This window comes from Shewanella sairae, from assembly GCF_023283535.1.
Taxonomy (GTDB): domain Bacteria; phylum Pseudomonadota; class Gammaproteobacteria; order Enterobacterales; family Shewanellaceae; genus Shewanella; species Shewanella sairae.
This window is the reverse complement of sequence record NZ_JAKILT010000005.1, coordinates 57,342-69,256: the sequence shown is the minus strand read 5'-3', so window position 1 is coordinate 69,256 and position 11,915 is coordinate 57,342. Positions and strand designations below refer to the sequence as shown.

The 11,915-nt window shown below is 43.8% G+C and carries 15 protein-coding genes; 3 read left to right on the top strand and 12 right to left on the bottom strand.

Annotated features, from left to right (window positions below; translation table 11 throughout):
* Window positions 1-32: 32 nt before the first annotated feature.
* The 12 genes from mgtE to L2748_RS03255 all read right to left on the bottom strand — a co-directional run bounded on the left by mgtE (window position 33) and on the right by L2748_RS03255 (window position 9,589).
* On the bottom strand, window positions 33-1,397 hold the full coding sequence (mgtE, locus tag L2748_RS03310) for a magnesium transporter (protein ID WP_220778966.1): 1,365 nt from the start codon (window positions 1,395-1,397) through the stop codon (window positions 33-35).
* A 97-nt stretch (window positions 1,398-1,494) separates the two neighbouring features.
* The gene (locus L2748_RS03305; protein WP_220778969.1) at window positions 1,495-1,770 is read right to left on the bottom strand and encodes an HPr family phosphocarrier protein; all 276 of its coding nucleotides are present in this window, start codon (window positions 1,768-1,770) and stop codon (window positions 1,495-1,497) included.
* On the bottom strand, window positions 1,757-2,611 hold the full coding sequence (gene rapZ, locus L2748_RS03300; RefSeq protein WP_220778971.1) for an RNase adapter RapZ: 855 nt from the start codon (window positions 2,609-2,611) through the stop codon (window positions 1,757-1,759). The genes L2748_RS03305 and rapZ overlap by 14 nt, the downstream gene beginning before the upstream one ends.
* 193 nt (window positions 2,612-2,804) lie before the next feature.
* A complete protein-coding gene (gene ptsN / locus L2748_RS03295; RefSeq protein WP_220778973.1) occupies window positions 2,805-3,248 on the bottom strand; it encodes a PTS IIA-like nitrogen regulatory protein PtsN in 444 nt (147 codons plus the stop codon).
* 2 nt (window positions 3,249-3,250) lie between these two features.
* Complete coding sequence (gene hpf / locus L2748_RS03290; protein ID WP_220778974.1) at window positions 3,251-3,538, bottom strand: ribosome hibernation promoting factor; 288 nt, start codon at window positions 3,536-3,538, stop codon at window positions 3,251-3,253.
* A gap of 29 nt (window positions 3,539-3,567) precedes the next feature.
* Window positions 3,568-5,031 carry an RNA polymerase factor sigma-54 gene (locus L2748_RS03285; RefSeq protein ID WP_220778976.1) on the bottom strand — a complete coding sequence of 488 codons (1,464 nt, stop codon included), beginning with the start codon at window positions 5,029-5,031 and terminating at the stop codon, window positions 3,568-3,570.
* Between the two features lie 135 nt (window positions 5,032-5,166).
* Window positions 5,167-5,898 (bottom strand): LPS export ABC transporter ATP-binding protein, encoded by a 732-nt coding sequence (lptB, locus tag L2748_RS03280; RefSeq protein WP_220778978.1) that lies wholly within the window; start codon window positions 5,896-5,898, stop codon window positions 5,167-5,169.
* Window positions 5,898-6,434, bottom strand: a complete 537-nt coding sequence (gene lptA / locus L2748_RS03275; RefSeq protein WP_220778982.1) for a lipopolysaccharide transport periplasmic protein LptA — start codon at window positions 6,432-6,434, stop codon at window positions 5,898-5,900. The genes lptB and lptA overlap by 1 nt, the downstream gene beginning before the upstream one ends.
* Window positions 6,435-6,500: 66 nt before the next feature.
* Entirely contained in the window at window positions 6,501-7,058 is a 558-nt protein-coding gene (gene lptC, locus L2748_RS03270) for an LPS export ABC transporter periplasmic protein LptC (RefSeq protein ID WP_220778984.1), read from the bottom strand.
* Entirely contained in the window at window positions 7,055-7,606 is a 552-nt protein-coding gene (gene kdsC / locus L2748_RS03265) for a 3-deoxy-manno-octulosonate-8-phosphatase KdsC (protein ID WP_220778986.1), read from the bottom strand. The genes lptC and kdsC overlap by 4 nt, the downstream gene beginning before the upstream one ends.
* Before the next feature lie 2 nt (window positions 7,607-7,608).
* Entirely contained in the window at window positions 7,609-8,586 is a 978-nt protein-coding gene (locus L2748_RS03260; RefSeq protein WP_220778994.1) for a KpsF/GutQ family sugar-phosphate isomerase, read from the bottom strand.
* 43 nt (window positions 8,587-8,629) lie between these two features.
* On the bottom strand, window positions 8,630-9,589 hold the full coding sequence (locus tag L2748_RS03255; protein WP_220778996.1) for a calcium/sodium antiporter: 960 nt from the start codon (window positions 9,587-9,589) through the stop codon (window positions 8,630-8,632).
* A 176-nt stretch (window positions 9,590-9,765) separates the two neighbouring features.
* Between L2748_RS03255 and mlaF the strand changes: the two genes are divergently transcribed.
* From mlaF to mlaD, 3 genes are all read left to right on the top strand, one after another.
* Window positions 9,766-10,578: a phospholipid ABC transporter ATP-binding protein MlaF gene (mlaF, locus tag L2748_RS03250; RefSeq protein ID WP_220778998.1), complete on the top strand. Its 813-nt coding sequence runs from the start codon at window positions 9,766-9,768 to the stop codon at window positions 10,576-10,578.
* The gene (gene mlaE, locus L2748_RS03245) at window positions 10,565-11,350 is read left to right on the top strand and encodes a lipid asymmetry maintenance ABC transporter permease subunit MlaE (RefSeq protein WP_220779000.1); all 786 of its coding nucleotides are present in this window, start codon (window positions 10,565-10,567) and stop codon (window positions 11,348-11,350) included. Before mlaF ends, mlaE begins: the two co-directional genes overlap by 14 nt.
* Window positions 11,351-11,425: 75 nt before the next feature.
* Window positions 11,426-11,896, top strand: coding sequence for an outer membrane lipid asymmetry maintenance protein MlaD (mlaD, locus tag L2748_RS03240; protein ID WP_220779006.1), 471 nt, complete (start codon window positions 11,426-11,428; stop codon window positions 11,894-11,896).
* Window positions 11,897-11,915 lie beyond the last annotated feature (19 nt).

Sequence of the window (11,915 nt, the reverse complement as noted above, 5' to 3'; positions counted from 1 at the left end):
CCGCAACAGCGGCCTTTTTCGTTTAATCAGGTTTAATTCATTAAATATAAGGTTGCCAGACCAAGGAAAGCAAATAGGCCTATAACATCGGTGACTGTGGTTAACACCATACCGCCAGCCAACGCTGGATCAATATTCATGCGCTTGAGTATTAATGGAATCGTTGCCCCTGCAAGCCCGGCTACTGTCATATTGATAAGCATAGCGCCTGCAATCAAGCCTCCTAAGGCGGTATCACCTTTCCACAGCCAGACTGCGGCAAAAACTAAAATGGACCATAGCAAGCCGTTGAGGAAGCCAATGGCAAGCTCTTTACCGATTAACCAGCGAGAGTTACTTTGACCTATTTGTCCTAGAGCAATACCACGGATCACCAAAGCCAATGTTTGGTTACCGGCTACCCCGCCCATACTAGGGACGATAGTCATTAAGATTGCGATCGTAGCAAATTGCTCAATGGTGCCTTCAAACATGTTACTGACAGACGCTGCCAGCAGCGCGGCAAATAAGTTAACCGTTAGCCAAAGTGAACGACGGAAGGTACTTTTCAGTACTGGACCGAAGGTATCGGTATCGTCATCCATACCAGCCATACCCATCATGGAATGTTCGGCATCTTCACGAATAACATCGACCACATCATCAATGGTGATACGGCCAAGTAACTTATCGTTTTCATCAATAACGGGGGCGGATACCCAGTCATGACGCTCAAACAGTTGTGCGACTTCGCTGTCAGACATACCGACTGGGATCGCTTCGAGATCTGACATCATGATTTCACGCACTGAGGCATTAGGATCACATGTCAGTAGATCGGCAATTCTTACTCCGCCTAATACCCGGTCATGCTTGTCGACCACATACAGCATATCGGTCGCATCTGGCAGTTCACCACGGATCCTTAAATAACGCAGTATCACGTCGATGTTAACGTCAGGGCGTAAGGTGACGGTATCGGTATTCATTAAACTACCGGCAGTGTCATCAGGGTAAGACAGTGCTTGCTCTACACGCACACGATCTTGTTTGCTCATCGACTGCAGTACTTGTTTAAAGACGCTGTCAGGCAGGCTACGTAAAATATAGGCTAAGTCATCGGTATCCATGCTTTGCGCGGCTTTTGCAACACGCTCTGGACCCATTTGTGAAATAAGACTGTCTTTAAGCTCTTCGCCGAGCTCGTCGAGAATTTCACCGGTATGTTCTTGGTCAATCAGTTGCCACAGCACTTGACGCGTTCGTGGCGGCGATGATTCGAGAATAAAAGCGATGTCTGATGCAGCCATGTCTTGCAGCATATTACGGACATGGACAAACATACCGCTGCCTAATGCTTTTGTTAGCTGATTGAGGCGTTGATCAGTTGTTTCATTATCTAGGACTTCAATCGGCATGATTCCCTCGTAGGGTCGTATTAAAGGGCGCTTAGCATAACTTAAGTGCTGGTGGTTTGAGTCTGATTACTAAGATGTTCGGGTGCAGTAGTGGTAATTAACTGTCTTCATCAAACTTAGCATTGATTAATTGGCATATCGCATCGAGTGCGGTTTGAGCATCGGGGCCTGTCGCGAGCAATTGTACCGTTTTACCCATACCGGTTTCTAACATTAATAAGCCTAGTACACTGGTGGCAGAAGCTTGCTTTTCACCTTGGATGATGGTGATCTTAGCATCGAATTCAGATGCTAAAACAACAAGCTTAGTGGCTGCGCGGGCGTGAAGACCAAGTTTATTGCAGATGATGACTTCACGTTCAATGGTCGGCATTTTTTAGCTCGCGGTGACGGGCCTGGACCTTGTGTTTACCATCTTTAAAGTGCGCAGCTAGGCGCTCAGTTATGTATACAGAGCGGTGCTGTCCGCCGGTACAACCTATAGCAATCGTTAAGTAGCTACGGTTGTTACGCTCAAGGTCAGGTAACCAGCTTTCAAGTAGATCTTCGATCTGTTGAATGAACTGATTGACACGTGGGCGTTCATTTAAAAAGTCTTGTACAGGTTTATCTAGTCCTGTCATTGGGCGTAAATCTGGCTCCCAATGCGGGTTCGGCAAGAAGCGTACATCAAACATAAAGTCAGCTTCTGTTGGCATACCATGTTTGAAACCAAATGATTCAAAGTTGATCATCAGTTGTTTATCGACATTACCGATCAATATCTCACGAACTTGATCGTTAAGATCGTAGATATTCAAACTTGATGTGTCGATGTAATGATCAACGATATTGGCTAAAGGTTCAAGTAAGCGCGACTCTAATTCAATGGCTTCTTTTAAAGACACATTATCGTGCGAGAGCGGGTGTAAACGTCGTGTTTCGTTATAGCGCTTTAGTAGTACTTCATCACTAGAATTTAAGAAAAAGCTAAGCAGCTCTACACCTTCAGGTAAGAAAGTCAGGTGTTTAACCAATTCATCTTTATTTTCAGGCAAGTTACGGATATCAACGCTAATAGCCACAAGCTTAGTATTACCTGATAGCTCATTAAGCAAGGTCCCCATCATAGGCAAAGGGAGATTGTCGACACAGTAATAGCCGAGATCCTCGAGCATCCTGAGTAAGACAGATTTTCCTGAACCGGAACGACCAGAGACTAAAACAAGCTTCATCGTATAACTACCTGAGTGAAATATGGGTTTCGTGGTGATATGTATATGGGTATAGATTAACTTTTTTAAGCGTTAAAGCAAGAATTTAAGCAGATGGTGAAGCAGAAATAATATTGCTGTAATAATTACTTAGGTCTTTAAATTATCAAGCTCTGTTGATAACAAAAAGATAGCTTAAAGACCTGAGTAGTATTTATTGGGTTATGACTTGGTATAGCTCTGATTCATTACTGGTTTTTCTCAATTGTTTTAATACCGCTTTGTCATTGAGTTTTTCAGCCATTGAAGACAGTGTTGCTAAATGCTGCTCACACTGTTCTGATGGTACCAATAAGGCGAATAGAATATCGACAGGCTGCTTATCAATCGCATCAAATGCGATAGGATCTTCACATTTAACTAAAACCGCAACCGGGCGTTCTATATTGGCAAGCCTTCCATGCGGAATAGCAATACCATTACCTATACCCGTGCTACCCATTTTCTCTCTCGCTAAGAGGCTTTCAAAAATCTCTTGCGAAGACAGGGTAGGGTACTGGACAGCGGCAATATCACTGATTAACTCCAGTACCTTTTTCTTACTGCCCGGAGTGGCGCAGGTAGTGCACTCCGGCTGCAGGATGGTACTTAGTTCCATCGTTAGTGTTTAATTAGCTTCTCTTTGTGTTTAATAACCTGACGGTCTAGCTTATCGATCAGGGAGTCTATAGCAGCATACATATCGGCATGTTCCGAAGTGGCAAATACTTCACCTTTTTTAAGGTGGATTTTCGCTTCGGCAATTTGCTGCATTTTTTGTACGTTCAAAATAACTTGCACATTATTGATCTGATCGAAATGTCGTTCAAGCTTTGTGAATTTCTCTTGCACATAACCACGCAATGAATCGGTAATTTCGATGTGATGTCCTGTCAGGTTGATTTGCATGTATTGATCCTCCAAGTGCCTAATTTGAGTTATAAACTCTTACGTTGGTTTGAGGGGGGGATCAGCATTGCTTCTCGATATTTAGCGATCGTACGTCTAGCAACTTTAATCCCTTGTTCAGCCAGAAGTTGCGCCATTTTGCTATCGCTCAATGGTTTTTTCTGGTTTTCAGCTGCGACTAACTTCTTAATAAATGCTCGAATTGCGGTTGAAGAACATTCACCGCCATCGTCTGTACCGACGTGGCTTGAGAAGAAGTATTTTAGTTCAAAGATACCTCTTGGGGTATGCATATATTTTTGCGTTGTAACACGTGAAATCGTGGACTCATGCATTTCGACGGCTTCGGCGATATCATTGAGTACCATAGGCTTCATGGCTTCCTCGCCATATTCAAAAAAGCCTTGTTGGAACTTAACGATGCAGTTTGTCACCTTTAATAAGGTGTCGTTACGACTTTCTAAGCTTTTAATAAACCATTTGGCTTCTTGCAGATGACCACGAATAAATTGGCCATCAGCTTGGTTTGTTGTGCTACGAGCCATTGATGCATAGTGTTGATTTACATTTATTTTTGGCATGTAGTCTGGGTTTAGCTCGACAACCCAGCGTCCTTTCTTCTTACTGACAGACACATCAGGAATAACGTATTCGTCTTTACTGCGAGCAATGGCTAAGCCAGGTCTTGGGTTTAGTGTCTGGATGAGTGTTATCGCTTCACGAAGATCGTCTTCTTTCAGCTTGGTTTTACGCATAAGCTGTCTAAAATCACGGCCTGCGATAAGATCCAAATAGTCTTTTATCAGCAATCTTGCATTGTCAATATGCGGTGTTTCTGCAGCATATTGTGCTAGTTGGATAAGTAAACACTCACTTAAATTACGCGCAGCGACACCGATAGGGTCAAAATGCTGTACACGTTTTAAAACGGCTTCGACTTCATCGAGTTCTGTTTCTGGGTCGCCCATCGCTTCGAGGATCTCTTCGCAGCTTTGGGTTAAGTAACCCCGTTCGTCAATGGCATCAATAATTGCGGTGGCGATAGCAAGGTCGTTATCTGAAAATGGCGTGAGGTTTTTTTGCCATTCAAGGTGCTCATATAAGCCTTCGCTGGTTTCGCCTTGAAATGGCATATCATCTTCACGGCTCACACCTGAGCTAGAGTTTGATGACACTGTGTAGACTTCGTCCCATGTGGTATCCATAGGTAAGTCATCAGGCATAGAGTCTTGTGTTATTGCGTCGGACGTTTCAACACTGGCACTGTCTTTATTGTGGTCACTATTGGCATCGTCAGAAGAACGCTCATCATTGCTGTCCATGTCGCCATCTGATTGCTCTTCATCTAATTCGAGTAATGGATTAGATTCTAATGCTTGTTGGATCTCTTGTTGCAGCTCTAAAGAAGACAATTGCAGTAGACGAATCGCCTGTTGCAACTGTGGAGTCATGGTGAGCTGTTGACCCATTTTGAGCTGGAGTGACGCTTTCATCGTACCGCTATTCCCTACACTGTAGTTAAACGTTATAGCTTTCTGATTTAATCAAGAAAACTTAAAACTCAATACATTGATTCTAGTTGGAATTGTATTCCATATTAAGTTTTACGTTTCTAAACTGTGAATTAACTATAGCCTGAATTGTTCACCTAAGTACACAGCCCGAACCTGTTGGTTGTCTAAGATTTCTGCAGGTGTGCCTTCGGCAATAAGATTTCCGTGACTAACGATATAAGCGTGCTCACAAACGTCGAGTGTTTCACGTACATTGTGGTCGGTAATTAATACCCCTAAGCCACGGCTTTTGAGTTGTTCGATAATCTTTTTGATATCAATAACTGAAATCGGATCTACGCCGGCGAAAGGCTCATCGAGTAAAATAAACTTAGGGTTGGCCGCTAAAGCTCTGGCAATTTCAACTCGACGTCTCTCACCACCAGACAGCGCCATACCTTGGCTGTCGCGAATATGGGTAATATGAAATTCTTCGAGTAAATGTTCAAGCTGCTCTTCACGCTGCTGGTCATTGATATCACTGCGGGTTTGTAATACCGCCATGATGTTGTCACGCACAGATAGCTTTCTAAAAATGCTTGCTTCTTGTGGCAGGTAGCCGATGCCTTTTCTTGCACGTAAATGCATAGGATCTAAAGTGAGATCATCTTCATCAATAAAGATTTTGCCCTTGTCGCTTTGTACTAACCCTACCACCATGTAAAAAGTGGTCGTTTTACCTGCGCCATTAGGACCAAGCAAGCCGACAATCTGCCCGGTTTTAACTGTTAAGCTAACGTCTTGCACTACGGCACGACTCTTATAGCTTTTAGCCAGGTTGGTTGCTTTTAAGGTGATTTGGCTCATTACTGTTCCTGCTTATTGACTGGTTCGTCCGGCTTTTCTTCCTGATAGGCTTCAGGCTGAATGATGGTGATAACTCTGTCATCGCCTTGGCCAGTACTTTCAGCAATTAATTGCTGTAGGCTGATATTGTACTTAATACGATTACCTGTTACTTGGCTGCCGTCTTGCTCAAGTGTCGCTTCACCCATTAAGGTCAAAGTGCGGGTCGCTAATTCATAACGGATCTCTTTGGCGCTCGCCGTTGCTGGGCGTCCATCGTCCATTGTTTGGGTGTAGGTCGCAGGCGATCCTGTTGCGACTAAGGTTTTACCACTTTTATCTTCTTTTGAGAAAACTCGTAGTTTATCAGCATTCATTTTAATCGAACCCTGAGTCACTTCTACAGGACCAAAAAAGATCACCTGATTATTTTTTATGTCTGCCTCTTGGCTTGCGGCCGCGATCTTTACTTCCTGTTCTAAGTCATCAACTTTAGCGATGGTGTTAAAGCTTAGCAGGCAAAGCAAGCCTGCTAGAATAGATTGATTGTATTTCATAATGTCCTTCTACTCAGCTAAAAATGCAGTTTTAGCTGGGGTATAAATTGTGTAATTAACAGTGTATTACTTAGCTTCGTAGGTTCCTTCTACTTGGCTGATAAGTTTGACACTTTGGGCATTAAGGTCGGCGTAAAGGCCCATACCTTGAATGACGAATTCGTTGCCAGTGACATGGATCATTTCATCTGATGTCATGATCATCGTATTGAGATCTAATTCTAAATATTCAGTACTGACCGTCTGGATTGGCTCTTCTGGACTAATAGAGTCGATGATAACATCGTTTTCTAAGGTTACCTTATCTGTGACTTTATTTAAGCTCCCTTTGGCGCCTTTTAGCTGCCATTGAGCCTGCCCATCATCAGGATAGATAAGGTAAACAGGTTCCGTAAAGTAGGTCATGCCAACACTATCAAAGTGCTCCATGTGCTTAGCGGTTACTTCACTATTAACTAAGCCCAGTTCGTTATATTCGATGCTACGTAGATCATCGATAATATAATCAGGGCGCTGACTGACATCGATATCTAGCGCTTGCTCGCTTTTTTTGGACTGAACCTGCCAATACAGGAAAAGAGCGGTACCAAAAAATAGGATTATCGCTAGGGTAACGCGGTTCATACACTCATCCCGTGGGCGGAATCAAACTTATCCTGACTCAGTAGTAATAAGTCAGTTAGCTCACGTAATGCACCATGACCACCCTTTATATGAGTCGTCATCTTGGCGTGCTGCTTAACAAATGGGTGGCCGTCAGCTACGCATACCGACAAGCCAACTTGTTGCATTACGGGCAGATCCACCATGTCATCACCAATGTACGCGACTTCTTCAGGGCTAACGTTATAAAGTGATAATAACTCACGGTAAGGGGCGAGTTTGTCATCAACACCTTGGTATATATGGGTGACACCTAAGGCGGTAAATCTATCTTCAACGATTTGCGATTTTCGGCCAGTAATAATTGCCACCTGGATATCGCTCGATAACACTGAACGCACACCATAACCATCACGGGTATGGAACGTTTTTAGCTCCTCACCACTGTTACTCATGTACACTAGACCATCAGAAAATACGCCGTCGACATCACAAATAAGCAGCTTGATTTTGCTCGCTGCTAACCAGACGTCATCATTAATTGGGCCGTAAAAACCTTGTTTAGCCATCTTTAGATAACTCCTGCTTTAACCATATCAAGCATATTTAATGCACCTACAGGCTGTTGTTGTTCATTGATAACAACGAGGCCGTTGATACTTTTAGTATCCATCACTTTTAGTGCTTCTGCTGCCAAGATATTTTCAGTAATCGTGACGCAACCTTGAGTCATTACATCGGCAATTGACGTGGTACGTAAATTCACGTCGGCATCGATAACGCGGCGTAAGTCACCGTCAGTAAAGATACCCACTAAGGTATTGTTACTATCAACAACCGCAGTCATACCTAAACCCTTTTTAGAGATTTCGTATAATGCTTCGGTGATGCAAATATCGTGTTTTACACTCGGCAATTCGTCGCCTTTGTGCATAACGTCACTTACTTTTAATAGTAGCTTTCGACCTAAACTTCCACCTGGATGTGATAAGGCAAAATCATCTTGAGTAAAACCACGAGCTTGTAATAGTGCGACAGCAAGGGCATCGCCCATCACTAAGGTTGCCGTGGTGCTTGACGTTGGTGCAAGTCCAAGCGGGCATGCCTCTTCTGGGACCTCAATACATAGATGCAATTGTGCAAGTTTAGCCATGCTTGATTCTGGCTTGCCAGTAACCGAAATCAAAGGCAACCCCATACGTTTTATTACAGGTATTAAAGTGAGAATTTCGCTAGCTTCACCAGAGTTTGAAATTGCGAGCACAATATCATTTTCACTTAACACACCTAAATCACCGTGGCTGGCTTCACCTGGGTGGACAAAAAATGCAGGTGTGCCTGTGCTGGCTAATGTGGCTGAAATCTTGTTACCAATATGGCCCGATTTCCCCATCCCCATCACAATCACTTTACCTGTGCATTGCAATATCAGTTGGCAAGCTTGGGCAAATTCTGAAGAGTCGATGTACTGATAAAGATTCTCGAGTGCTTGTTTCTCGATATCGACTACCTTAGTACCCCACTGGCGTAGTTGATTTTCATCTACCATTTCTTGCTCTCTCTTTAAATTGCTTAACGTATTGCACCCATTGCTAAGATAGGAAGAGTAATGCTTGGTATGCAATAAATGTTGTAAGTAATACTACGCCATGCCAGGGTTTTAGCTGCCTAGCGCGACCAGATAATAAGATCAGTATTGCTAGTGCACTGCTTGTGGCAAGCACCATATAAAAGTCTCGAGTACTCGCCGCTGCATCGACTGCGCCAGGCGCTATGATTCCAGGTATAGCAAGTACTGCTAGAATATTGAATAAGTTTGAACCAACTATGTTACCGATAGCAAGATCGTCTTCTTTTTTTAAGACACCGGCAACACATGCTGCTAGCTCTGGAAGGCTTGTTCCTACTGCAATAATCGTCAAGCCTATGACTAAATCTGATAAGTGGTATGCTTTGGCAATACCAACCGCGCCTTGCACCATCCAGTCTGCAGACAGTGGTAAGAGTACCATGCCGACCACAAGCCAGAAAATAGCTTTTGAGGTCGCGACATCAGCAGGGACCTCGCTTTCTGCTTCTTCAGCTAACGCGTCACGGTTTTTACTATGCAGCCCATGCCAAATAAGATACCCCATTAGCGCAATGAATAGCACTAATAGGCTAATACCTTCAATACGCGTTAAAAAGCCATCATAGAGGAAGTAACCTACAATTAAAGTGGCAACTAACATCATTGGGATTTCACGTTTGAGCGTTTGTGAGCTTACTGAAATCGCACCCAGTAATGCTGTAATACCAAGAATTAAGGTGATGTTGGCAATGTTTGAGCCTAAAACGTTACCTATTGCTGTATCGGTCATGCCTTCGAGCGATGCCGTTGCCGCAACAAACATTTCTGGCGCTGAGCTACCCATGGCAACAATCGTTAGTCCGATTAACATTGGTGGTAAACCAAGGTTGCGAGCGAAAGCAGCGGCGCCGTAAACAAACTTATCGGCACTCCAAACTAGGGCACCTAAACCGGCGACTAACAGAAAAATATTAAATAACATCGATTCTTAGTATTTGTGGGTATAGCGGCGTATTTTCGCTGTAATTGAACAAAAATGAAAGTATTGCGGTGAGATAGTCTTGATTTGGTTGTGCCTCTTAAGTCAATTACGTACAATTTCTCCCTTTCCGGTACGGAAAATGGAAGTTTCCATTATTTTAAATGCAGGGTACTTGCATGGCTCATAACCAAAAAACATTGGTTGAAATCCACAATATGGCCTTTAGTCGAGGCGACCACGTCATCTATGAAGATGTGAGTTTGTCGATCCCACAGGGGAAAGTCACAGCGATTATGGGGCCTAGTGGTATCGGAAAAACCACACTCTTAAAGTTAATTGGTGGTCAGTTGACCCCCGATAACGGCACCGTGCTGTTTGATGGCGTAAATGTACACACATGTAATCGTAATGAGCTTTATGCCTTGCGTAAACGTATGAGCATGTTATTTCAAAGCGGTGCGCTTTTTACTGACATGAATGTATTCGATAATGTGGCTTTTGCACTTCGAGAACATTCAGGGCTTCCTGAAGAGATTATTCGCAAAATCGTATTGATGAAGCTTGAAGCAGTAGGCCTGAGAGGCGCAGCCCAGTTAATGCCTACGGAGCTGTCAGGTGGTATGCAGCGCAGAGCCGCATTGGCACGTGCGATAGCCTTAGAGCCGGAAATGGTACTATATGATGAGCCGTTTACGGGGCAAGACCCTATCTCTATGGGGGTACTAGTTAAGCTTATTCGTGAATTATCAGATGCACTTAATTTAACTTCTGTTGTCGTTTCTCATGATGTGACCGAAGTATTGGGGATTGCAGATTATGTCTATGTGCTAGCGGATAAACGAATCATTGCACATGGTACACCAGAAGAATTGCGCTTGGCTGATAACCCGCAGTTAAAACAGTTTATCGGCGGTGAGCCTGATGGGCCTGTACCGTTTCATTATCCGGCAGACGATTATAAAAAGGAATTACTTCGTGAGCTTGATTGATCAGGTTGCTCGACTAGGCAGTGGTGCTATTAATTTAGTGGTTGGTCTAGGCAGAGCTGGCTTAATGCTTTGGGGGGCGGTAGCCCATCGTCCGCGTATACGTAAAGGTACGCCTTTATTGCTGAAGCAATTGTACGTGATTGGCGTACAGTCGATGGTGATTATTTTAGTCTCTGGGTTATTCATCGGCATGGTTTTAGCGCTGCAAGGCTATAATATCTTAGTCGGTTTCGGCACCGAGGAAAGCCTTGGTCCTATGGTCGCCCTTAGTTTGTTGCGGGAGCTTGGCCCTGTGGTCACGGCGCTATTATTTGCGGGGCGCGCGGGTTCGGCATTAACGGCTGAATTAGGATTAATGAAAAGCACCGAGCAGCTCTCTAGCCTCGAGATGATGGCGATTGATCCTTTGCGGCAAATTATTGCGCCGCGTTTTTGGGCTGGCGTGATTAGTTTACCTTTGCTCGCACTTATGTTTACCGCAGTGGGGATTTACGGTGGTCATATTGTTGGTGTTGAGTGGAAAGGCATTGATAGCGGCAGTTTTTGGTCGATTCTTCAAGCTTCGGTAGAATGGCGCCAAGATATCGTAAATTGCATCATTAAAAGTTTACTGTTTGCCGTTGTGGTTACATGGATCGCCTTATATCGAGGTTATCATGTGATCCCAAATCCAGAAGGGATTAGCCGAGCGACGACACAGACTGTAGTGCAGTCAAGTCTTGCTGTATTGGCACTGGATTTTTTACTTACAGCAATGATGTTTGGTCAGTAATCAACACTGCGATGTTGGTTATGTTCAGCTGGTTAATTATTGTTTAGATTTATTGAATAGAGTGGTAAATGAGTTATGTTGACAAGGAAAATTGAGATTCTAGTTGGCCTATTTTTATTATCCGGGTTAGCCGCCTTTTTGGTTTTAGTATTTAACGTTGCCAATGTTGAAGTTAAGTCAGGTGATAGCAGTTATACCCTGTATGCAAAGTTTAGTAATATCGGCGGACTAAAAGTGCGATCGCCAGTAAAAGTCGGCGGCGTGGTAGTTGGTCGAGTTAGCGAAATTAACTTAGATCCTGAAAAACTCGTACCCGTCGTCACTATTGCGATGGACAAGCGTTACCACTATTTTCCTGAAACCAGCACCTTGTCTATTTTGACGTCGGGCTTGTTAGGTGAGCAATTTTTAGGGCTAACTCCCGGTTTTATGGATGATGATATCGAACTGTTAGCCGATGGCGACAGTATTCACGACACCCACTCAGCTTTGGTATTGGAAGAGTTGATTGGGCAGTTCTTATATAGCATGGGTTCAAAGGATTAACCTTTTAGAACGAGTAGTT

What these genes read in the sequence shown, in the direction of transcription:
- mgtE (WP_220778966.1), bottom strand. Translation starts at nt 1,397, where the DNA reads ATGCCGATTGAAGTCCTAGATAATGAAACAACTGATCAACGCCTCAAT.
- L2748_RS03305 (WP_220778969.1), bottom strand. Translation starts at nt 1,770, where the DNA reads ATGCCGACCATTGAACGTGAAGTCATCATCTGCAATAAACTTGGTCTT.
- rapZ (WP_220778971.1), bottom strand. Translation starts at nt 2,611, where the DNA reads ATGAAGCTTGTTTTAGTCTCTGGTCGTTCCGGTTCAGGAAAATCTGTC.
- ptsN (WP_220778973.1), bottom strand. Translation starts at nt 3,248, where the DNA reads ATGGAACTAAGTACCATCCTGCAGCCGGAGTGCACTACCTGCGCCACT.
- hpf (WP_220778974.1), bottom strand. Translation starts at nt 3,538, where the DNA reads ATGCAAATCAACCTGACAGGACATCACATCGAAATTACCGATTCATTG.
- L2748_RS03285 (WP_220778976.1), bottom strand. Translation starts at nt 5,031, where the DNA reads ATGAAAGCGTCACTCCAGCTCAAAATGGGTCAACAGCTCACCATGACT.
- lptB (WP_220778978.1), bottom strand. Translation starts at nt 5,898, where the DNA reads ATGAGCCAAATCACCTTAAAAGCAACCAACCTGGCTAAAAGCTATAAG.
- lptA (WP_220778982.1), bottom strand. Translation starts at nt 6,434, where the DNA reads ATGAAATACAATCAATCTATTCTAGCAGGCTTGCTTTGCCTGCTAAGC.
- lptC (WP_220778984.1), bottom strand. Translation starts at nt 7,058, where the DNA reads ATGAACCGCGTTACCCTAGCGATAATCCTATTTTTTGGTACCGCTCTT.
- kdsC (WP_220778986.1), bottom strand. Translation starts at nt 7,606, where the DNA reads ATGGCTAAACAAGGTTTTTACGGCCCAATTAATGATGACGTCTGGTTA.
- L2748_RS03260 (WP_220778994.1), bottom strand. Translation starts at nt 8,586, where the DNA reads ATGGTAGATGAAAATCAACTACGCCAGTGGGGTACTAAGGTAGTCGAT.
- L2748_RS03255 (WP_220778996.1), bottom strand. Translation starts at nt 9,589, where the DNA reads ATGTTATTTAATATTTTTCTGTTAGTCGCCGGTTTAGGTGCCCTAGTT.
- mlaF (WP_220778998.1), top strand. Translation starts at nt 9,766, where the DNA reads ATGGCTCATAACCAAAAAACATTGGTTGAAATCCACAATATGGCCTTT.
- mlaD (WP_220779006.1), top strand. Translation starts at nt 11,426, where the DNA reads ATGTTGACAAGGAAAATTGAGATTCTAGTTGGCCTATTTTTATTATCC.